The organism is Thiorhodovibrio frisius (genome assembly GCF_033954835.1).
Classification (GTDB): Bacteria; Pseudomonadota; Gammaproteobacteria; order Chromatiales; family Chromatiaceae; genus Thiorhodovibrio; species Thiorhodovibrio frisius.
The window spans coordinates 1,357,077-1,378,720 of sequence record NZ_CP121471.1 but is presented as its reverse complement, the minus strand read 5'-3'; the positions used below and the strand labels follow the sequence as shown (position 1 = coordinate 1,378,720).

Sequence of the window (21,644 nt, the reverse complement as noted above, 5' to 3'; positions counted from 1 at the left end):
GCAAAAATTCCCGACCATCGCGGTCAGGATTTCGCACCGACCGGCCTCTCACCCAAACCCGTTCCCAGTTCTTCTCCTGAGTCGGCTCCCAGACCTTTCCCCGACTCTTCCCCCAAATCGCTCATGCCCGCCGACTGCTCGGGATGATGGGCCTCGACCCGATTGCGCCCGAGTTCCTTGGCGCGATAAAGCGCCTCGTCGGCCTGACGGATCAGCGCCTCGTGATCGGGATTGCGCGGATCATCGGTGGCCACCCCCATGCTGATGGTGACGATTCCATCGCTCGCCCCCGGATGGCGCATTCCCAGACCGGCAATGGCCTCACGCATGTCCTCGGCCACCTTGACAGCATTGGGCAATGGCGTATCAGGCAGCACCACCACGAACTCCTCGCCGCCGTAGCGGGCGCAGAAATCGCCGCCGCGCTTGAGCCCATCCTGCAAGGCCTGAGCCACGGCACGCAGGCAACGGTCGCCGGCGGGATGGCCGAAGTTGTCGTTGTAGCTCTTGAAGTTGTCGATATCGCAGATAATCAGCGACAGGGGCAGGCGCTGGCGCCGACCACGGCGAAATTCTTCGACCAAATTTTCGACAAAGTAGCGCCGGTTGGGGATGGATGTCAGGGTATCGAACACTGCCTGCTGGCGCAGGCGATCATGCGCCTGTTGCAGCAATCGGGTGCTGAGCAGAATGAGCCCGCCGCCGACCAGACCGATTAGTAGATGGCTCACTGTCAGCGACAGCCACGGCAGAGCCGCAACATCCGGCAGCATCACGCTGATGCCGCCGCGCACGTCGTCAACCTTGTACCCTTGCTCGGCATGGCAGTTCAGACAGGGTTCCTCGGTGATCAGCGGGGCCATGTAGCGATAGGCCTCATGGTCGCCGTTGCTGAAGAACTCGCCGGTTTCTGCCTCCCCCTGCTCGAAGCGCTGAAGGGCCAGCCGCTCCCAGGTTTCCGGCCGGTTTTCCGGGCGAATGGGGTCGAGACTGGTGATATGAAACTGCACGCCATTGGTCTGATCGGCAAGTTCCGCCAGTTGGCGAGTCATATAGGCCGGGTTGACCGCCGTCAGCATCAGATCATCCGAAACGCGAATGTCGCGCTTGGGAATCTTCAAGTAGGGATTGGGCTGGGTATCTTCGGTCACCCGCACATAGACCCCACCATGGCGCGCGTTCCAGCGCCGGGTGAGCACCACCTGATCAAAAAACGACCGCGCGGTCTTGAGCGCCAGCTCGGCGCGCGCGGCCTGCGCCTGATGCAGATTCCACCCCAGGGAACCCAGCACCAGGGTGGTCCAGATCGCCAGAGCCAACCAGGGTTTGAGTAAGAGCTTCATGTGGTCAGGGTATCCCGCCGCTGAGAAAAACTTCCATCGCCTCCGCCGGGCCGGGGCGGGCCAGGTGAAAGCCCTGCACCATGTCGCAGCCGATTAGGCGCAGGGCCTGGTACTGAGCCTCGGTCTCAACGCCCTCGGCGACGGTTTCCATGCCGAACTCGCGCGCCAGGGTGCGGATGGCGGCGACGATGTTGCGCCCGCTGTGGTCGTTTTGCATGCTGGCGACAAAGCTACGGTCGATCTTGAGCTTGGAGACCGGCAAGTCACGCAAATACGCCAGAGACGAATAGCCGGTGCCAAAATCATCGATGGCCAGAGTCACGCCCAGATCGCGCAGGCGTGAGAGCACCGCGACGCAATGGTCAGGCTCGGCCATCAGGGAGCTCTCTGTGAGTTCCAGGCAAAGCACCGACGCGGGCAGGCGCCAGCGTTCGAGCAGTGCCTGCACCGTCTCGACCAGACGCGGCTCGTTGAGTTGACGCACCGAGAGATTCACCGCCACGAACAGCCCCTTCCCGCCCGGGCCAGCCCCAGGCCCAGCGGCTATCCCAGCGGGTATCACGGCATCGGGTACAGCTTCAGACCCGGCATCGGGCCAGGCATCCAGCCAGGCGCGCATCTGGCGCAGCGCCTCGTTCAGCACCCAGGTGCCGATCGGCACGATCAGGCCAGTCTCCTCCGCCGCGGGGATGAACCGCGTCGGTCCCACCAGGCCGCGGCTCGGATGCTGCCAGCGCACCAGCGCCTCGCAGCCACGCAAGCGACGACTGCGGGCCCCGAACAGCGGCTGGTAATGCAGCAGCAGCTGGCCCTCTTCTTCGGCATGGCGCAGATCCGAGACCAGTTCCAGGCGGTCGAGCAAATGGTCACGCATGGGCGCATCGAAGCGTTGCAAGCAGGCGCGACCGCGCTCCTTGGCCAGATACATGGCGGCATCGGCATCACGCAGCACTTCGTCCGGATCGGCATTGCCATCGGCAATCACCAACCCGGCGCTAGCAGTGACGACCTGCTCCACGGCGTTGGCCAGAAACGGACGCTCGAAGACGGCCAGAATGCGCTCGGCCGCACTGACCAGAGTCTCGGGCTGATCCGAGTTGCCCTCCAACACCATGACAAATTCATCGCCGCCGAAGCGCGCAACCGTATCACCGGCACGCAATATCTCGATCAAACGCTGGGCGGCGTCGATCAGCAGACGGTCGCCGGCCTGATGGCCCATGGCGTCGTTGATCAGCTTGAAATGGTCCAGATCAATGAAGACCACTGCCAGCAGATGACCGCTGCGCCGCGCATGAACGATGGACTGCGCCATCCGGTCCATCAGCAGCGCGCGATTAGGCAGGCCGGTGAGGGGATCGTGCAGCGCCTGGTGTTGCAGGGCGAGTTCGGCCGCTTTGCGCTGCGTGATATCGTGTGCGTTTAGCACAATGCCGCCGATGGCGGGGTCAGCGCGCAGGTCGGTGGCCGTGCCAAGAAACCAGACCCAGTCGTTGCGCGCGTGCAGCAGCCGGTGATCCGGCACCGCCGAGCCCGTGCCGGGCGTCGCGCTGGCGGCCGACAAGGCCGCAGCAACCTGATCGACATCCCCAGGATGACAGGCAGCGAAGAACCGCCGCCCAAGCCAGGCATCAATGCGCCAGCCAAGCATGCGTTCAACCGAGGGGCTTAGATAGCTCAAGCGGAAATCTGCGTCGAGAATCAACACCGCGTCGGTTGAATGCCGCGCGAGGGCCCGGTAGCGGCGTTCGCTGGTTACCAAGGCCAGGTATGCCTCACGGCGCATGATGGCGCCAACAAACACATCAGCGACAGCGCGCAGCAGCAGGGTGGCAGCGTGCGACCAGGTGCGCGACTGACGCACGGCGTCAAACCCGATAAAACCGCGCAGCCGGTCTGGCCCGACCAGGGGCACGACCAGCACCGATTGCACGTCCTGTTGGGTCAGAATCTCGCGCTCAAAGCGGCGCGCGTCGGGCAAGTCCGCCACCTTGGGCACATAGATGCTATCGCCGCGCAGGAGTGCATCCTTCCAGAAGTGGATTTCCGCGAAGGGGACGGATTGTAGGTTGTCAATCTCGGGGCGAATCGCCGATGCGCACCACTCGTGGGTGTTACGCAGATATTCCGCCTGATCATCAAGCAGAAACAGGTAGCTGCGATCAACCCCGGCGAATTCGCCAATGGCGGCGAGCGCGCTCTGAATACCAGAATCGACATCCTGATCGGCCAGTCCAGCGAAACGGCGCAGGATGTTGGTCATCAATTCCAGCAGGCCGAGAAGTTCCGGGGAGGACTGAGGGGAGGACTGAGGGGAGGACTGAGGGGAGGCCTGGGCAGATGGCTCGAGATTGGGCCGATCAGCAACAGGAGAAGCTGAAGAAGGTAGCTCGGGCGAGACTGAAGACATGCGGCGAGTGGACTCGATGGAACAACTCAGCCGATTAGAGTGGCCAATTGATTGTGACTTGTCAATACGGCCAGCCCGCGATCTTGAGAGCAGCGCTCAGCGCATGCGCGACCCAATCAGCCCCAAAAAACCCTTATACTCAGGTGCTCTTGTTGCCCGCTGGCCGGCGCGCGTCGCTGGCTTCGGCGGACCCTAAGCCACACCCATCATCGCGGGATGACCAGCCATGAGCGAAAAACCCCTGCAAGGCTTCATCGATGAGTGCGAGCGCGAACAACTGCATCTGACGCGCTTCATTCAGCCCTCCGGCCTGCTGCTGGCCGGCACAGCAGGCGACGCGCGCATCCGCCACCTCAGCGCCAATGCCGCCGAGTGGCTTGGGCGCCAGCCCGAGACCCTGCTTGGCCAGGCCCTGACCGATTGCTTCCCAGAGTTTCCGCCCGACACCACGGCCAGCGACCAGGCCGTGCGCTGGATGTACCCCAGTGCAGATAAACAGCTGTTTCCCGGGTTGTGCTCTGGTCCGGCCGGGTTGCTCGACGGCTGGCTGTCATGCAACGACAACAACTGGCTGCTGGAGCTTGAGCCTGCCCTGCCCGAATCCCAGCGCCTCGCTGCCTACCGCCCCATTCCCCACCGGCTGTTTCGCATGCCCAGCAGCGAATCGGAATGGACGCGCTACGGCCAGTTTCTGGCCGACACCCTGCGCGAAGCCACCGGCTTCGAGCGGGTGATGATTTATCGCTTTCGCGACGATGACAGCGGCGAAGTCATTACCGAGAGCCTGGAGCCCGGCCTGGAGCCCTACCTCGGTCTGCGCTATCCGGCCTCCGATATTCCGCAGACCGCGCGCGATCTTTACCTGGCCAACTCCCACCGGCAGATTCCCGACCGCCGCGCCGAGCCGGTGGCAATTCTCAGCGAGACAGGCCCAGGCGAGACCAGATCACCACTGCTCGACCTCAGCCTATCCGACCTGCGTGCCGTCTCCCCGGTGCATCTGGAGTATTTAAAGAACATGGACGTGACCGCGTCCCTGTCCTTTTCCATTGTGGTTGGCGAGCGCCTGTGGGGTCTGATCGCCTGTCATCATCGCGAACCGCGCGACCTGCCCCTGCCACTGCGCGAGCGCTGCGTGGCCATGTGTCAGGCATTGTCTCTGGCGATTTCCGGCTTTCAGGGCGCACAGCGGCTGCTGGAGCTATCCGCCAGCGAGGAGTACATCACGCGCCTGCATGAGACCATGCGTCAGTCCGACGAGGACTATGCCCGAGGCCACGAGACGGACGCGACACCAGCCTTGGGCAAGTTGTTGCTTGAACTGGTTGGCGCCAGCGGCGCGGCCCTGGTTGACGGGAACAGCTTTACCAGTTTCGCTCAGGTGCCAGAGCCTGCGGCCATTCGCGCCCAGGTCGCGTGGCTGCTGGAGCAGTCAGAAGAACACATCTTCGCCACCAATCATCTGCCCGAGCTGTTCCCGCCGGCGCGGGCTTATGTGGACAGGGCCAGTGGCCTGCTGGCGGTGCGGGTGCGGCATTTTTCCGATCCGGGCGAGCGCCTGTTCCTGTGGTGGCGCCCAGAGCAACCGCAAACAGTCACCTGGGCCGGTGATCCGCGCAAAAGCGCGCTCAGCGATCAGGGCCAGCAGATGCTCTCGCCACGCGCATCCTTTGAGCATTGGGTGGAAACCACCACCGGGCATTCCGAGCCCTGGTCGAGCAGCGATCTGCTGCGCGCGCGCAAATTCCGCAGTCTGCTGCTGCGCGACATTAATGCCGATCTCCTCTCGCCTTGAGCCCCACCATCAGGCTTTCGCGAGCCACTCGGCCAGTTTGTCGCTCAGCTCCTCAAACATCACCGGCTTGGCCAGCATGTCATCCATGCCGGCCGCCATTGCCCGCTCACGATCTTCTGCATAGGCGGCTGCGGTGAGCGCAATGACCGGCACGCGCGGGCACGCCTTCTCCTGCTCAGCTGCACGAATCGCCTGCGTGGCCTGGTAACCGTCCAACTCGGGCATCCGGCAGTCCATCAAAATGACATCCGGAGCCAGCCCCGCGTTGAGCCGGTCCACACACTGCTGACCATTATCGGCCTCGACCACGCTGAAATTGAGCTTGCTCAAAAGCGCGCGCATGAGCTTACGGTTAGTCGGCTCGTCATCAACAACGAAAATCAGGGTGTCGGACGACGCGCCGGTTTTCAATGTCGGGCGCTCCCTGCCAGGTTGGGGCTTAGCACTCGTCTTTGGTTGGGATGTATTCGGTCGGCTTTCAGCAGATGCTGACCCGACCAGGTGCTGCCCGCGCTCCTCGGCCCGGGTTAACGGCGGCGCGTCAGCTTCGCTCACCCGCTCAGCCGGTATCCGCAACCAGAAGCGCGCGCCCTGCCCTTCTTCGCTCTCCACACCGGCCTCGCCACCCATGAGCCGCGCAAGCCGCTTGACGATAGACAAGCCCAACCCTGTGCCGCCATAAAGCCGGGCGGTAGAACTACCAATCTGCGAGAACGGCTGAAACAGCTCCCGCTGCCGATCCGCCGGAATCCCCGGACCACTGTCAACCACGGCAAACTCCAATAGCGGCTTGCGGCTATCGGGCTGGCTCACCGGGGTATCGGCGGGAGGCAACTCCCGCCCTTCAATGCGAACAAAGCCAGCCACCGTGAACTTGATCGCGTTGTTCACCAAATTGATGAGCATCTGTCGCAGCCGATGCGCGTCGGCGCGATAGAAGCGACCAGGGCTGTCGTCATTCCAGACCACAGTGTAGGTCAACCCCTTATCTCTCACCGATTCTGAAAACAGCCAGTGCAATTCACGCAGCAGAATAGCCGGCTTGAAGTGCACGGCATCGATCTTGAGTTTTCCGGCTTCAACCTTTGACAGATCAAGAATGTCGTTCAGCAGCGCCAGCAGGGATTTGCTTGAATTTAGTAGCGTGTTGGCGTAGTCGACTCGCTCGGCATCATTGATATCCGGGCGCGCCAGCAATTGTGCCATGCCCGTAATGCCATTGAGCGGTGTGCGAATTTCGTGACTGATGGTGGCCACGAAGCGGCTTTTTGCAATATTGGCCGACTCTGCCGCCAATCGGGCCTGATGCAATTCGGTAACATCAACCCGAATCCCGACATGAAAACCATCGGGCGTGCGCCGCTCCCGCACCTTGAGCCAGCGATCATCATCAAGCTGCTGCAAGATCTCGGAGCTGTCCTTATGATGCTCGCGCAGCCGGTCCTTAAGCCATTCTTCCTCGCGTCCGACCGCCTCGGGGTATTGCCCGCGCGCGAGGCCATAGCGGAGGATTTCCTCAAAACTCCGCCCCGGTTCGAGAACAGGCGCCGAGGTCCGATAGAGATTGCGATACTCCCGGTTGCAATGCACCAGGCGGTCCTGCGCGTCGTAAACCACAAAGCCCTCGCCGATGGTTTCGATCGCCGCCTTAAGGACAATCTCGGTACGGTGCAGACGTTCCTCGGCATCCTTGCGCAACTCGATGTCGATCAGCCCGCCCAGTTCGAGCGCCGACTGGCGTTGCGCCAACCACCAGCGGTGGCTGTGAAAACGCACCGTCTGGCTCCATTGTTCAAACGATTTACGTGGATTGATGCGCCCGTCATTGCTCAACTCCGCCGCCTTGTCCGGATCCCCGCCCCAGGTGATTTTGCGCAACTGTTCACCGCGAAACCACAGCAGCGTCAGCTGGCTGACCGCGTCGAACGAGAGCATGGCCACCCCGGCGGCCTGCCCCGCCCAAGCGGCCATGTCCGGCAGATGCTCGCTCAGACAGTCGGTCACGAACAGCGGAGACATCTCAGCGGGGCGCAGCTCGCGCAGTCGCTCCAGAATCTCCAGCACCTGGGATTCGGGCGGCGACTGCCCGCCCAGCACCACCTCCCGGCCACGCACCAGTGCGACACCATCGGCATCAACCGCGCACAGCAGATCCTCCCGCCCCGGACCGCGCACCACATCGGTCAGGCGCGCGCCCTGGCGCATGGCCTGCAACACCTGTTCACGACATTGTTTCAGGTTCGCGCGCTCGCGGCGGCGGCGGTTTTGTTCGCTCAGGGTGATCTGGGTGGAGAGATCCTGCGCCATCCAGTCGGCAATTTCGCGCACCTCAAGCGAGATGGGACGCGGGCTGCGATGATGACAGGCAATGAGCCCCCAGAGCTCGCCATCACGCAGCAAAGACAGTGTCAGCGAGGCCGCCACGCCCATGTTGCGCATATATTCCCGATGCACGGGTGAGACGCTGCGCAGCAGGCTGAGCGACAGATCGAGCGATAAGGACTCAGGCGCCTTGGCGCTGGCCATCAGTGGCGAAGGCACATAGTTGGCATCGACAATCACTCGGGTGCGGTTCACCACGTACAGATGCCGCGCCTGCGCCGGAATGTCCGAGGCGGGAAAATGCAGACCAAGATAAGGCGAGAGCGCAGACGTCTTGGACTCGGCCACCACCTCGCCGTGCCAGTCCAGCTCATCAAAGCGGTAGATCATCACCCGGTCATAGCCGGTTAAACGCCGAAACAGCTCGGCTGCGGTTTGCAATTTTTTATCCAGCTCAGCCTGCACGCGCACCGGCTGAAAGCCGCGCACCGCTTCGCCAAGCGCATCCCCAAGCTCCAGGTCTTGTTCCAGCACAGGCAACAGCTCAAGCACCAGCAGACCCCACCCCTCGGTCGTCGATGCCTCGTGCACATAGCCGGTGAATTCAGCCGCCGCACCCTCTGCTGCACTCGGCACTGTCCAGCGAAAGGACACAGGCTCCGTTGGCTGGCAGCGAAAACACCTGGACCCCTCACGCACCAGGTCCACCAAGGCCATCCCCAGCGCATCGGCAAGGGGGCGTCCGAGCAAATCGGCGACTTCAATGCCCAGATGCTGCCGACAGCTGGGCGTGGCCTGAACGATCTCAAGCCCATCGATGGTCAGGGCCAGAAGGACCCCATGCGGTTGAATCGCGCCCGCGAGATGAATAGGCTCCGCTTCACAAACACTTAAATCCAGTGGCGCTTGCGCCACCTCGGTATCGACAGTCATTCGCTTTACCCCCTCCGGCGAAACCGGCGAAACCTCGGCATTTGGTTAAACTCAGTCATATTATCAGGCCACGACAAGAAAGCATGGACAGCAACAGCGTCAGATCACATAATAGCGAGCGAGCATTGAGATGGACCCGAGACGGCGCAAAATTTCACCTGCCGCCAACACTAAGGTCTCGCTATGCTTTGCCAATCGGCTCGTACAACGGGCCACACAACGCGCCCGTAGCTCAGTTGGATAGAGTACAGCCCTCCGAAGGCTGGGGTCGCAGGTTCGAATCCTGCCGGGCGCGCCATTTATAGCAGTTTAACGGCCACTGGCCAACTGGGGGCATCTCGCGCCCATTCCGACCAATACGTCCGTTCCCGCATCCGCTCCAAATCCTCCCCGCATCCGCCGCACATCCTCCCTTGTCGCTTTCCCGTCAGGTCCGTTTCCTCGCGCAGCCCCCTAGGCTTGCCGCGCCCGAACCAGATACCCTGCTACAACTCGCCGATCAGTGCGTCAAGTGCGGGTACTGCCTGCCAGTCTGCCCGACCTTTCGCCTGGAGCACACCGAGGCGGAATCCCCGCGCGGGCGCATTGCCTTGATTCAGGGCTGGCTGACAGACTCCCTGCCGGCCTCACCGGTCCTACTGCGACATCTCGACCAATGCCTGGAGTGTCGCGCCTGCGAGGCCGCCTGCCCGTCTCTGGTGCACTTTGGTCGCCTGATGGACGGCGCCCGGACGCTGCGCCAAGCCCGCAGCCCCTGGTGGCGACGCTGGCCGCGATTGGCCTGGCTTGACTTGTTGAGCCAGCCGCGTTGGCTTCTATTGCTCGCGCCCCTGGGGTTGCTGCTAAGAAAAGCCGGCATCGGGCGTCTTTCCAACCCTTCCAGCCGGTCATGGCCAAGCCTGCTGCTGCGCCTGGGCGCCGCCGTGCATGCACCGCGCCGAGTAGGCGCGTCAATGCCGTCGCAAGCCGAACACTCGTCAAACAGCTCGCCGCACGACTCGTCCCGCGCCCTCTCAAGCGACTTATCCGCCCCGACAACAGCTGCCAGCGCGCCACCTGTGGGGCTTTTTCTCGGCTGCATTGCGCGCGCTACCCAGGGCGCCAGCATCGACGCCGCGCGCCGACTGCTGGCGCAGTTGGGCATTCCCTTCGATGAGCCTTCGGCCCAAGGCTGCTGCGGTGCCCTGCACCGCCATCATGGTTTTACCGCGGCTGCAAATCGGCAATTAGCCGTGAATGCCAAGGCCTTTGGCGAGCGCAGGGTCATTGGCTTCTCCAGCGCCTGCATGCTGGAATTACAGACCAGCGAGGCCATAAGCGCGCAGGAGATTTGCGCGTTTCTGGCCAATTCACAGGCTCTGGCCCAGGCCAGGCCACGCCCCCTGTCAGCCCGGGTATTGGTGCATGAACCCTGCTCGCAGCGCCTACTGCCCGGAGGCGCCAGCGCGATCTACCAGCTGCTCGGGCGGATTCCCGCGCTCGATGTCCAGCCCTTGCCAGGCAACGACAGTTGCTGCGGCGCGGCTGGCACCTATCTAATCGAGCATTCACACACCGCCTTAGCGCTGCTCGAACCCAAGCTCGGGGCCCTGCGCACCCTGCAACCGGACTATCTGCTCACCACCAACACTGGCTGCGCCTTGCATCTCGCTAGCGGACTGGCGAACGCCGGTCTGGCGATCCCCGTGCTACACCCGGTTGAACTGCTTGAGCGCCAGTTGCGGGCAGATGCCGAAGACTGAGGTGATTGATCGGGCCCAGAACGAACATCAGGCCAGCCTGGCGTTCCATTGCTCGCGTAGCCGGATCAGGCCGTGATGGATGCTCTCGTGCAGCGACAGCAGTGCTGGAATGCCGAGCAGCACCAGCAGGGTCGAGAAGGCCAGCCCGAAGGCGATGGAGGTGGCCATGGGGATGAGGAATTGGGCCTGGTAGGAGTGCTCGAACAGAAGCGGCGTGAGGCCGGCGATGGTGGTGAGCGAAGTGAGCAGCACGGCGCGCAAGCGCTGACAGGAGGCCTCGATGAGTGCTTCCGTGACTGCCATGCCCTCGGCGCGCAGGCGCTGGTAGAAGCTGACCAGGATGATGGAATCATTCACCACGATGCCGGAAAGGCCAAACATGCCAAAGAGCGACAGGATGGTGAGGTCCATGCCCATGATCCAGTGGCCGAAAAAGGCGCCACTGATGCCAAAGGGAATCGCCGTCATCACCACCAGCGGCCAGCCGTAGGATGCAAAGACCCAGGCAAGAATAATGTAGATGAGCATCAACCCTAGCAGGGCACCCTTGCGCATGTCGCCCAGAGTCTCGCGCTGATCGGCCGAGCGCCCCTCAAAGGAGTAGCTGATGCCGTGGGTGCGCGCCAGCTCGGGCAGGGTGCCCTCCTCAAGCGCAGCGACGACAAGGTCGGTATTGGCACTTTCGGTATTCACGTCGGCCGTGACTTCAACCGCCAGCTTGCCCTCGGCATGGCGCAGCACCTCAAAGCCCTGACGCGCGCGCCAGTCGGCCACGGCGGTGAGCGGAACCGACTGTCCATCGGGCGTGCGGATGTTCAGCCGATAGAGACTCACCAGACTGTCGCGCTCGACCGCCGGCAGGCGCACCCGCACCTCGACCTCGTCGGAGCCATCTTGAAAAATCTGCACCAGGCGTCCGTCGTAGGCGGTGCGCAATTGGTTCCCGAGATCCGCCACCGTGAGCCCGAGCGCCTCGCCCGCCGGAGTGAGCGAATAGACCAATTGCTCGCGGCCATAGGCCATGTCGTCCTCCACTTCGAGTACGCCCGGCACGCCAGACAGAGTTTCCGACAGGTCCAGCGCCGCGCTCTTGAGTTGCTCAGGATTGTTGCCGGTCAGGCGGATGGTGAGATCCCGCCCCGGCGGGCCAACCCGGCGCGAGGTGATGGTCAAATGCTCAAGCCCGGCGGGCATGTCAAGATGCTTTCGCCAGGCGCGGATGAACTCAGGGTTGCGTACCTCGCGCTCATCGGGTGGCAGCAGCTCGACCTGAATGGCACCGAGTTGATCGGCCGCTGCGCGCGCGCCAGGTCCGGCCTTGGTGCCGTGATAAGTCACCGCCAGGTTGATCAGCCGGCCGGCGTCGAGCGACTGCTCGGCCTGGTACAGCTGCTCCTCGAGATGGTTAAGAAACCGGTCGACGGTCTCGCGCGGGGTGCCGGCAGCAAAGGTGGCATTGGCGTAGATGACCTGCGGCTCGGGCGTGGGGAAAAAGGTAAAGCTGATGCGCCCGCCGGCCACCAGACCGATGGCCAGAATCAGCAACGCCAAAGCGCTGGCGATGGTCGCGAAGCGATGATGAATGGAAAAGGTCGCGATCGGGCGGAACACCTGATCGCGAAACCGATCGAAGGCGCGGTCGAGATGCGCGCGAATGGAATTGGGTTTCATCTTGTGCGAATGCACGAAAGCATGGCGCAGATGCCCTGGCAGAACCAGAAAACTCTCCACCAGGGAAGCGATGATGACGGCGATGATCACCGAGGGGATGGCGATCAGGATGTTGCCGATGCGACCGCCGACCAGCATCAGCGGCAGAAACGACGCAATGGTGGTGAGCGAGGAGGCCACGACCGGCGCCATCATGCGCCGCGCACCGCCCTCGGCCGCGAGCAAGGGGTCCTCGCCCATCTGGTAATGGGCGAGCGCGTCCTCACCAACCACAATGGCATCGTCAACAATGATACCCAGCGCCATAATCAGCGCCAGCATGCTGATCATATTAATGCTGCCACCAGTCAGCAGCATGATGAACAGGGTCGCGGCAAAGGACACCGGAATACCCCAGGCGACCCAGAAGGCCACCCGCCCGGTGAGGAACAGATAGAGAATCGCCACCACCAGGATCAAGCCACCCAGCCCGTTATTGACCAGCAGCATGATGCGGTCGCGGATCAGCGTCCAGGACTGATCGTAGGCTTGCAGCTCTACCCCCGGGGTGAGGCTTGCGCGCGCGTCCTGTAGCCATTGATCGAACACCTTCGCGGCCGCCAGGGAGTCCCCCGCCTCTGCACGCTGCACAATCAATTCCACCGCTGGCTGCTCGCGATAGCTAAGTTCCACGCTGCCGTCCCTTGGGCGGCGCTCCACCTCGGCAATATCGCCCAGGTTCACCCGCAGGTCGGCCTCTGTCACCACCGGCACATTGGCAAACTCCAGCGGATCGCGGCGCTTATCGAGGCTGCGCAGTTCGCGCGCGCCCTCGCCGCGCCCGATCGCGCCGGCCGGCAGGTCGCGACTGAAGGCTGCCACCCGGTCGCCGATCTGCGCAAGGCCCAGGTCGAGTTCTTCGAGCTGCGCGCTATCGATCTCGATGCTGATTTCTTCCTCGGGCAGGCCGTTGATATCGACCTTGTCGATGCCGCGATCAATCAGCTCGGTCTCGAACCGCCGCGCGAGTTGGCGCAGCTCAGCCGGCGAGTCGGGGCCAGTAATTAGCAGTCGCGCGACCTGCTCGTAGCGCGTGACCAGGGCCACCTCGGGCTTCTGGGCATCCTGGGGAAAATTACGAAACTCATCGACAAATCGGCGCACCTGATCGAGCGCCAGCAGCGGGTCGGTGCCCTCTTTGAACTCCAGGGTGATGGAGGAAAGCCCCTGACTGGAGGTCGAGGTCATTTTGTCGAGGTTATCGAGGGTGCGCAGCCGCTGCTCGAGCGGATTAGTGATGCCGTCCTCAATGTCCTCGGCACTGGCCCCGGTCCAGACCACCCGCACCGTGATGATGTCGAGATCGAAGCTTGGGAAGAACTGCACGTTCAACCGGTCGATCGCGAAAATGCCGGTCATCAGCATGATGACCATGAGCAAATTTGCCGCGACCTTGTGATGGGCAAAAAGCCCGATCAGATCCGACTTGTGACCCATGGGAGCGCCCTGACCCTTGGGCGCGTCCTGCCCGGAGGCGCTCACTGCACAACCTCCACCCGCAGGCCATCAATGGCATTGGGCAAATGGGTGATTACGACGCGGTCTCCAGCGGTTAGTTCGGGCGAGCGCACCAGGGCCAGTTCGCGGCCATCGGCACCTCGGCGAGTACCGAGCATGTCGATATCGACCGAGCGCATGCGCAGTGTGGGCTCGGCGGGCTTCTCGGCCTGCTGTTCGTCGCCCGTCTTCGCACCATCGGTTTGGGTCTCCGGCGGCTGCGTCTGTATCTCATACACCCGCTCGCCGCCATAAACGGCCGCCATCGGCAAGGCCACCGCATCACTTTGCGCGCCGCGCGCCAGGCGCAGCGTCAGTAGCTGGCCGATACGAAGCAAATCGGCATTGCTCTGCACCTGAAACAATCCGTCGATACCACTCGCCTGCGCCTCGCCATCCAATCGCCCAAGACGCAGCGCAACCTCGGCGCCGGCGACCTGTGCTGAGGCCGACAGGGTCTTGCCCGCGTTCATGGCAGCGAGAATCTCGTCCTGGTAAGGGGCCGGAATGCGCGCACGCACCTCAAGGCTTGAGCGGGCATAGAGCATCAGCAGCACCTCACCGCGCGAGACCTGATCGCCGGCCGTGACCTCCACATTGGCGATCACACCATCGTAAGGTGCGCTCAAACTGGCACGCTCGTACTCTAGCTCGAGCTGATCGAGTCGCGCTTGGGCACTGGCCAGCTTGGCTTGCAGACCGCGCAGCCGGTTGGGGTGATCGGCAATACTCATCTTGCGATTGGACACCGACAACGCCTGTTGCGCCTGCTGCTGCATGGCCTCGTCGAGCGATTGCTCGGCACCGACCTTCTGCGTTTTCAAGCGCTGCTGACGTTCCACGCTCTGACCAGCCAGATCAAGTAGCTGCTGCTCTTGCTCAAGCGCCAGCTGATCGGACTGCTGGCGATTGTTCTCGCTCTCGATACTGGCCTTAAGTTCCGCAATCTCTGCCCGCGCCTGGTCGATGCGCGGCTCGAAATCGCGCGGGTCGAGTTGAATCAGCACCTCGCCCTTGGTCACCAACTGGCCATCGCGCACCCCAACCCGCTCCACCCAGGCGTTGGCCGAGGCGGTGAGTTTGAGCAGGTCGGGCGTCTCGACCTGACCATAAAGCATCAACTCAGGCGCAAGGGCTTGCGGCTTCACCGCCTCAACCGCCACCCGCCACACCCGCTCTTGCACCTTGGGCGGCGGCTGTTCAGGCTTGGTCGCCTTGAGAAAACGAAACAGGCCAAGCGCCACGGCGATAATGAGCACCGGGAGCAAGAAGGACGAAAGTTTCTTCACGGAAATGATCCTGAGGGCGTCAGCCGATGCCGGCGACGCCAGGGGTTAGGGGATGGGGGTTGGACGCAGTGCCCTGAAATCGGCGATTTATTTCTCGTCGAACCCCGCCAGACGATACCACTTGCGCGCTTCTTCCTGATTCTTTTCAACACCGCGACCTTCCTCGTACATCATCGCGAGGGTGGTCTGGGAGCCGGCCAACCCCTGCTCGGCCGCCTTGGTAAACCACTCCAGCGCGCGCTGGGGATTTTTGTCAGTGCATTCGCCTTCCATGTACATAAAACCCAGCCCGTGCTGTGCCAAGCCGAGTCCAGCCTTGGCAGCGGCTTTCATATAACTGAAAGCCTGTAGCGGATTGGGCATCATGCCAAGCCCGTTCTGCGCCATGATGGCCATGCGGTACTGCGCCTCGGGATGGCCAGCTTCGGCCAGGGGCGCGAGCAGGCCCACAGCGCGCGAAAATTGCTTGCTCTCGAAAGCGGCGATGCCGCTGCTGAGTTCCATATCCTGGTCGGTCAGGGTCTCTGCCATGATGGTCTCCTGCAATGATGAACCGCAACGCATCCCCGCCGCTGGCGGCAGGTCGTCGTTGTCGTTGTCGTCGAATCCAAGACGTTTGGGGGCTGAAAAATGCCAACCCGATACGGGAAGTAAGTCAGTTTTTGCTCACCAAGTCCCAGGGCGAAAATGCCTCGCCCGCGTCTCCCGCGAAGGCTCTGTGGTCACTCTCGCCACGGCAAACCGACATGTTCCCACCACTGATCGAACAGCGCCGGATGGGCTGCGGCCATGGCCAGCCGGGGCGCGAGTGTGAGCCCTGCGCTTGGCTCAGCAAGCCCAGGTGGGAGCATCCGGGTGATAACGCCAGCCTCGGCCGCGATCAGGCGCCCAGCGGCGTAGTCCCACAGCCGCTGCGCGCCGTGCAGATAAATCTGGGCACGACCGGAAGCGAGCCAGCACCAGTCGAGCGCCACCGACCCGAGATTGCGCTGGGAACGAAAAGCGCCGGTGCGAATGAGCCCCGGCACGCGCTCGGGCGGGATGCGTTTGAAGTCGATCAGCGCCATGGCGTCCGCCAGCCGCTGGCAGTCGCGACGACACTGCAAGGGGTCGCCATTGAGCCAGGCGCCCTGCCCCAAGCGCGCGCTAAAGCATTCATCGCGCACCGGATCATAAATGATGCCAAGCTCAGCCTGCCCCTTGCGGAACAGCGCCAGGGAGATGGCGAAAGCCGGGAAACCGCAGGCAAAATTGCTGGTCCCATCAAGCGGGTCCAGGGCCCAGAACGCGCTCGCCTCACCTGCGTGCGCATCATCGGCCGATGCCCGCTCAAGCAACCTGAGCTGCTCGCTCTCGGGCATCTCCTCGCCGAGCACCGCAATTCCCGGCGTCAACCGCTCGAGCGCCTTGATCAGACGCTGCTGCACCGCCAAATCGACCTCGGTGAGCAGACTGCCATCAGCCTTGGCCCGGGCCTGGACAAGACCAAAGGCCGGGAGAATTTCAGCCTGGGCGACCTCGCGCATCACAGCGGCGAGAGACTCCAGTGAGGGGTCTTCTTTGTTGAGGTCGGTAGAATCCATGTGATTCACCGGCGGTTCAGAGAACATGATGGCGGATGACTCCTGACAATAATTTTGTCCAAACTTCCGTGCCAGTTTGCAACATGGGCACAGGAGCGCGCCGATCCAAATGTCCGGTCTTAAAATCCGCGCCAGAAGCTTGCTTCAGGCCGGGGCGCCCGATCAAAGCGCCAGCACCCCACAGTGAGCGAGCCCCGCCCACAGGACAGTTCATGCAATATCGCATAGCCATTCTCGGAAGTCTCTTCGCCCTCGGCTGCGCTCTCATGCCGCTTGCGGGGGGTGAGGACGACAGCACCAGCGCGGCAGATTTGAGCGCCGCGCGCGAGCGCTTCGGACAAGCGCAATGGGCGCTTGAAAACGGCGACATGGAGCGCTTCGACCAGCTCAGCGAATCCCTGGCGCACTACCCGCTCGCGCCGGACCTGGCCATCGCGGCCCTGGTGCAGCGCCTCAATCAAGCCCAGGCCAGCGCGGTTGAACCTCAAATCGCCGCCATGGCCGGCACCGCGCCCGGCGAGCGCCTGCGCCGGCTGTGGCTGGGACGACTCGCGCGCGAAAAGCGCTGGGCCGAGTATGCACGGCTCTACGTCGACAATGGCTCGGAAACGCGCGAATGTCTGTATCGGCGTGCCCTGCGCGACACCGGGGATGCCGAGGCCGCCTTCGCCGGTCTGGCTGATCTCTACCTGACCGGCGGCTCCCTGCCCGATGTCTGCGATCCGCTATTTGCGGCCTGGGCGCAATCCGAGGGGTTCGACCCGGCGCTGGTCTGGCGGCGCATTGAGCTGTTGCTCGCGCGCGGCAATGACAGCATCGCCCGCTTCCAAGGCCAATATTTGCCGGCAGCAGAGCAACCCTGGCTTGCATTCCGACTGGCGGCCGCGACCAGAGCCGAGCGCTTCCCGTCTGCGCCTGCCGGGAAACACCCAAATCGGGCGCGCGTCATCGCCGCCGCCCTGGCCGATTTCGCCGCCCGCCAGCCGAACAGCGCCCTTGAGTTGCTAACCAAAACCTTCGCCGACCTGCCGCCCGCACAGGCTGGACTGGTGCATGCCGCTGCCGGCCTGACCCTGGCCGCACGCGGCGAGCGCGCGCGCGCGCTGGCAGAACTGGAGCGTCTGCCCCCCGGTGCCGGCAGCCTGACCCTGCAACAAAAGCGCTTGCGCACCGGGCTTAAGCTCGGTGCCTGGGAACTCCTGCCGCAGTGGATTGAGGCCCTGCCCAAGGACGAAAGCCGCCGCGCGCTTTGGCAATACTGGCTCGGGCGGGCACTGGAGCAAACACTGGACACTGACCCGCCAGAGCCCCAAACAGCGCAAGCGGATGCGACAGATCAGAAATCCGCCGGAGCCGTCGCCGCCTATCGCCGCGCCGCCGATGATCGCAGCCTGTGGGGCTTTCTCGCCGCAGAGCGTCTCGGCGTCGCAAAAAAAATCGCCCATCGCCCCATCCCCATCAACCCGGAACGGCTTCAAGAACTCCTCGACTCCCCGCGCGCCGCGCGGCTGCGAGAACTCCAGGCACTCCAACAAGACATCGAAATCCGCCGCGAATGGCGCGAATACGCCCGCGCGCTCGAACGCGCCCATCAGGGCGAGGCGCGCGCCATTGCCCTGCGCGAAGCCGCCGCCCTGGCACAAGCGCTGGGATTTCGGATTCAGGCCATTTTAATCCTCGCCCGCAGCGGCTATTGGGACGACCTTGAGCTGCGCTTTCCGCTGCTCTACACCGAGCTGACCGAAGAGGCCGCCAAGGCGACCGGACTGCCCCCATCCTGGCTGCTCGCAATCATCCGCCAGGAGAGCATCTTTAACCCCGACGCCATCTCCCCCGCCGATGCCATGGGGCTGATGCAACTGCTGCCAAGCACCGCGCGCGAGGTTGCCGGGCGCCTTGAGCTTCCCACTCCCGCTGCGGCGGACCTCATCGAACCCGCGCTCAACATCCGCTTGGGCAGCGCCTATCTTGCTTACCTCAATGAGGTATTCGATGGCCATGAAGCCTTGGCCACCGCCGCTTATAATGCCGGGCCGACAGCGGTGCGCCGCTGGCTGCCACAGCAGGCGCCCGATGCGTCCCAAGAACAACCAATGGCGGCGGATGTTTGGATCGCGACCATCCCTTATCGGGAGACCCGCGCCTATGTCGACCGGGTGCTAACCTATCGGGTGCTGTACGATCAACGCCTGGGTCGCCCGCTGCCGGTACTGAGCGAGTTGCTTCCGCCGATTGGCCCGCGTGGCCCGGTTCGACCGGCCAATATGGAATAACAGATACCCCATGCTGACCACCATCGCCAGACTTTTCCGCGCCTCAAACGCAAACCCCTTTCGCCCTGCGTCGACGCCTCCGACTGCTGAGTCAGCACCACAGCTCACACCCAAGTGCGGGGGGCACCTGGTATTGAGTCTGATTGCGGGCCTGCTCCTGGCACAGCCCGCCATCGCCGATGACGGGCTCAGCGGCGAGCGCATGGCGAATGCCATGGCCCGCATGATGGAGGCTTTTGGCTTTGGTGCATCCGGGGACTCATCGCGCGCCAACCCTGGCCAGGCCATGCCAGGCATGATAAACCCGCAGACCAATGGCTGGTCCAGCGCTTGGACTGGGGGCTTCGGCGATCCGGTGCGAGAGTTTGGTCTGCCACAACCGCTGCAAGCGCTCGGCAGCAAACTAGGGGCCTGGCAACCAACGGCACTCGACGGTGTTTGGGAGGGCCGCGGCGGCGGGCTGCTGATCGTGCGCAACTATCGGTTTCGGCTCTACCAACCAAACGCCGGCTATATCGACGGCTTGATCCAGGCGCGCGGCCAACGCATCGCGCTCTACAACCCGGCCACCAAGAGCGCCCGCCCTTATGAGTTTGCACTCCAGGGCGGCCGCCTGGCGCTGCGCGATGCCGAGGGAAGGCTTATTCTCTACCGCCGCCTGTGGCTGGAGAAAGACCTGCCGGGCGATCCCTTCAACCAGCAGGCCCCAGCAGCAGACTTAATGAAATAACCATGGGCAGGTCTATACCCAAACCCTTTGGACCGAAACCCTTTGGAGTTTCGGCTCGTTTTGGGCCGCCCAAAACCCATTGGTTTCGGTGCGCGTCAAAGGACGGCATAATAGCGGATTCATCGCATCACCAACCATTGGCGCAGCATCAACCATTGGTCATCCGCCAGCCCGCGATCATAATCGGCGCCGATGCGGCAATCATCCGGTACATGGCACTGCAACACCCATGAAAAAACATCCCAAGGTCTGCATTCTCGGCGGCACCGGCTTTGTCGGTCGCGAACTGGCTCTGCGCCTGCTCGCCTGCGGTTATCAATGCCAACTGCCGACGCGCCGGGTCCATCGCCACCGCGATCTGAGGCTTCTCCCCGGCATCACACTGCAACCAATCACCACGCTCGACCAAGCCAGCCTGACCGAGGCCTTCGCCAACTGCGACCTGGTCGTGAATCTGATCGGCATCCTGAACGAAAGCGCCCGCACCAGCTTCCGCCAAGTCCATGTCGAACTGGTGGAACGGGTGCTCGCCGCTGCACGCGAAGCCGGTGTGCCACGTCTATTGCACATGAGCGCCCTGCATGCCTGCCCCCCTGGGCAGGAAACAACGGCGTCGCCTTCAAGCCCCCCGAGCGAGTACCTCAAATCCAAAGGCGCCGGGGAAGCTCTGGCCCTGGCCGCCAAAACGCCTGCGACCACGGCCTTTCGCCCCTCGGTCATCTTCGGCCGTCATGACAGCCTGTTCAATCGCTTCGCTGGCTTGATCGACTGGACGCCCGGCTTTTTCCCACTCGCTTGCTCCGGGGCTCGATTCGCGCCCGTGTGGGTGGGAGATGTCGCCGAGGCCATGGTCCGCACCATCGACCGCCCGGAAAGCATTGGGCGCGCTTACGACCTCTGCGGCCCGCGAACACTGAGCTTACGCGAACTGGTGGAGTACAGCGCGACGCTGCGCGGGCGCCAGGTGCGCATCATCGAGCTTAGCGACAAGGCTGCCCGGCGCCAGGCGCGGCTGTTCGAGCGCCTGCCGGGCAAGCCTTTCACCATGGACAATTACCGCTCACTGCAAATCGACAGCGTCTGCTCGGACTCTGACGGTCTGCAGGAGCTTGGTATCACGCCAACGGATATCGAGATGGAGGTTCCCGGCTATCTCGCCAAAGACTGAGTCCGCGACGCGAGACACCCCATTCAGGCCGCCATTGCGTGCGGCTCGTGGCTGAGGCACTGCTTGGGACAGACCCGCGAGCAGGATTCGCAGCCAATGCAATCCAGGGTGTTTTTCAGGTTCATGACCATGCCGGGGGCTTCGTCGAAGTCATCGTCGTCGAAGTCGTCATCGTCATCCAGATCCAGGTCGTCGCGATCAATCAGTTCAAAAACATCGCGCGGGCACACCTTGTAACAACGCCCGCAACCGATGCAATTGTTCTGGTTTAGCGCCACGATAAAGGCTGGCGTCCATTCGGTGCCGCCTCGGGTCAGTCCAGTGATGTTGCTCATATCAGTTTCCCTCTCCCGCGCGGCCTAAAGTCCCGCGACCTCGGAATGATTGCCGATCAACTCCAGGGCAACCGACAGCACCTTGTCGGCTTCGTCTTTCATCTTCGACAGGGAGGCAAAGCCAAAGCGATGCACATCACGCAGCGCGCGATCCATCACCACCAGTTTGCCGACGATAATCAGCCCGCGACCGAAGCCCTCGGCGCTCAGACTGGTCATCGGCGAGGCCATGAGATTGCATTCTTTCTCGATCATGGCGGCAATGGCGTTGTAGAAGGCGCTCAGCCGATCCAGCACGGCCGCATCCGGATTGGCAATGATGGGGATTTCGCGCTTGCGCTCGGCTGTCAGAATGAAGGGGTCAAGCAGTTCGGCATTGGTTTTGTTCTCCAGCCGCCCGTAGGTGTCGAAGGCGCGCATTTGACGCACCAGTTCGACGCCAAAGGAGGTTTGCAGCACTGGATCTTCGGGATCGATGGCATTGGCTTGCGAGGTCATGAAAATCTCCGGTTGT

14 protein-coding genes and 1 tRNA gene are annotated in these 21,644 nt (G+C 63.0%); 6 read left to right on the top strand and 9 right to left on the bottom strand.

Annotated elements, in window-relative coordinates:
• Nucleotides 1-23: 23 nt before the first annotated feature.
• A complete protein-coding gene (locus Thiofri_RS06475) occupies nucleotides 24-1,343 on the bottom strand; it encodes a sensor domain-containing diguanylate cyclase (protein WP_009150896.1) in 1,320 nt (439 codons plus the stop codon).
• Nucleotides 1,344-1,347: 4 nt separating this feature from the next.
• Nucleotides 1,348-3,753, bottom strand: coding sequence for a putative bifunctional diguanylate cyclase/phosphodiesterase (locus Thiofri_RS06470; protein WP_009150895.1), 2,406 nt, complete (start codon nucleotides 3,751-3,753; stop codon nucleotides 1,348-1,350).
• Nucleotides 3,754-3,979: 226 nt separating this feature from the next.
• On the opposite strand from Thiofri_RS06470, the gene Thiofri_RS06465 reads away from it, so the two are divergent.
• Nucleotides 3,980-5,548, top strand: a complete 1,569-nt coding sequence (locus Thiofri_RS06465; RefSeq protein ID WP_009150894.1) for a GAF domain-containing protein — start codon at nucleotides 3,980-3,982, stop codon at nucleotides 5,546-5,548.
• Nucleotides 5,549-5,557: 9 nt separating this feature from the next.
• Here the strand turns inward: Thiofri_RS06465 and Thiofri_RS06460 are convergent, their stop codons facing one another.
• Nucleotides 5,558-8,803 carry a response regulator gene (locus Thiofri_RS06460; RefSeq protein WP_009150893.1) on the bottom strand — a complete coding sequence of 1,082 codons (3,246 nt, stop codon included), beginning with the start codon at nucleotides 8,801-8,803 and terminating at the stop codon, nucleotides 5,558-5,560.
• A gap of 221 nt (nucleotides 8,804-9,024) precedes the next feature.
• On the opposite strand from Thiofri_RS06460, the gene Thiofri_RS06455 reads away from it, so the two are divergent.
• A tRNA-Arg gene (locus tag Thiofri_RS06455) sits at nucleotides 9,025-9,101 on the top strand.
• Between the two features lie 115 nt (nucleotides 9,102-9,216).
• Entirely contained in the window at nucleotides 9,217-10,545 is a 1,329-nt protein-coding gene (locus Thiofri_RS06450; protein WP_009150892.1) for a (Fe-S)-binding protein, read from the top strand.
• A gap of 27 nt (nucleotides 10,546-10,572) precedes the next feature.
• On the opposite strand, the gene Thiofri_RS06445 is transcribed toward Thiofri_RS06450, so the two are convergent.
• The 4 genes from Thiofri_RS06445 to Thiofri_RS06430 all read right to left on the bottom strand — a co-directional run bounded on the left by Thiofri_RS06445 (nucleotide 10,573) and on the right by Thiofri_RS06430 (nucleotide 16,651).
• Nucleotides 10,573-13,692 carry an efflux RND transporter permease subunit gene (locus Thiofri_RS06445; protein ID WP_040858220.1) on the bottom strand — a complete coding sequence of 1,040 codons (3,120 nt, stop codon included), beginning with the start codon at nucleotides 13,690-13,692 and terminating at the stop codon, nucleotides 10,573-10,575.
• 41 nt (nucleotides 13,693-13,733) lie between these two features.
• Complete coding sequence (locus Thiofri_RS06440) at nucleotides 13,734-15,041, bottom strand: efflux RND transporter periplasmic adaptor subunit (protein WP_009150890.1); 1,308 nt, start codon at nucleotides 15,039-15,041, stop codon at nucleotides 13,734-13,736.
• Between the two features lie 87 nt (nucleotides 15,042-15,128).
• Nucleotides 15,129-15,572 carry a tetratricopeptide repeat protein gene (locus Thiofri_RS06435; protein WP_009150889.1) on the bottom strand — a complete coding sequence of 148 codons (444 nt, stop codon included), beginning with the start codon at nucleotides 15,570-15,572 and terminating at the stop codon, nucleotides 15,129-15,131.
• A 191-nt stretch (nucleotides 15,573-15,763) separates the two neighbouring features.
• On the bottom strand, nucleotides 15,764-16,651 hold the full coding sequence (locus Thiofri_RS06430) for an inositol monophosphatase family protein (protein ID WP_009150888.1): 888 nt from the start codon (nucleotides 16,649-16,651) through the stop codon (nucleotides 15,764-15,766).
• A 185-nt stretch (nucleotides 16,652-16,836) separates the two neighbouring features.
• On the opposite strand from Thiofri_RS06430, the gene Thiofri_RS06425 reads away from it, so the two are divergent.
• The 3 genes from Thiofri_RS06425 (at nucleotide 16,837) to Thiofri_RS06415 (ending at nucleotide 20,795) form a co-directional block, all read left to right on the top strand.
• Complete coding sequence (locus tag Thiofri_RS06425; protein WP_009150887.1) at nucleotides 16,837-18,897, top strand: lytic transglycosylase domain-containing protein; 2,061 nt, start codon at nucleotides 16,837-16,839, stop codon at nucleotides 18,895-18,897.
• Between the two features lie 133 nt (nucleotides 18,898-19,030).
• Nucleotides 19,031-19,627 carry a hypothetical protein gene (locus Thiofri_RS06420; protein WP_143742018.1) on the top strand — a complete coding sequence of 199 codons (597 nt, stop codon included), beginning with the start codon at nucleotides 19,031-19,033 and terminating at the stop codon, nucleotides 19,625-19,627.
• Between the two features lie 229 nt (nucleotides 19,628-19,856).
• Nucleotides 19,857-20,795, top strand: a complete 939-nt coding sequence (locus tag Thiofri_RS06415; protein WP_009150885.1) for a complex I NDUFA9 subunit family protein — start codon at nucleotides 19,857-19,859, stop codon at nucleotides 20,793-20,795.
• A 23-nt stretch (nucleotides 20,796-20,818) separates the two neighbouring features.
• Here the strand turns inward: Thiofri_RS06415 and fdxB are convergent, their stop codons facing one another.
• Both fdxB and Thiofri_RS06405 read right to left on the bottom strand, forming a co-directional pair.
• Nucleotides 20,819-21,130, bottom strand: a complete 312-nt coding sequence (fdxB, locus tag Thiofri_RS06410; RefSeq protein WP_009150884.1) for a ferredoxin III, nif-specific — start codon at nucleotides 21,128-21,130, stop codon at nucleotides 20,819-20,821.
• Between the two features lie 24 nt (nucleotides 21,131-21,154).
• Nucleotides 21,155-21,628 (bottom strand): NifX-associated nitrogen fixation protein, encoded by a 474-nt coding sequence (locus tag Thiofri_RS06405; protein WP_009150883.1) that lies wholly within the window; start codon nucleotides 21,626-21,628, stop codon nucleotides 21,155-21,157.
• Nucleotides 21,629-21,644: the final 16 nt, after the last annotated feature.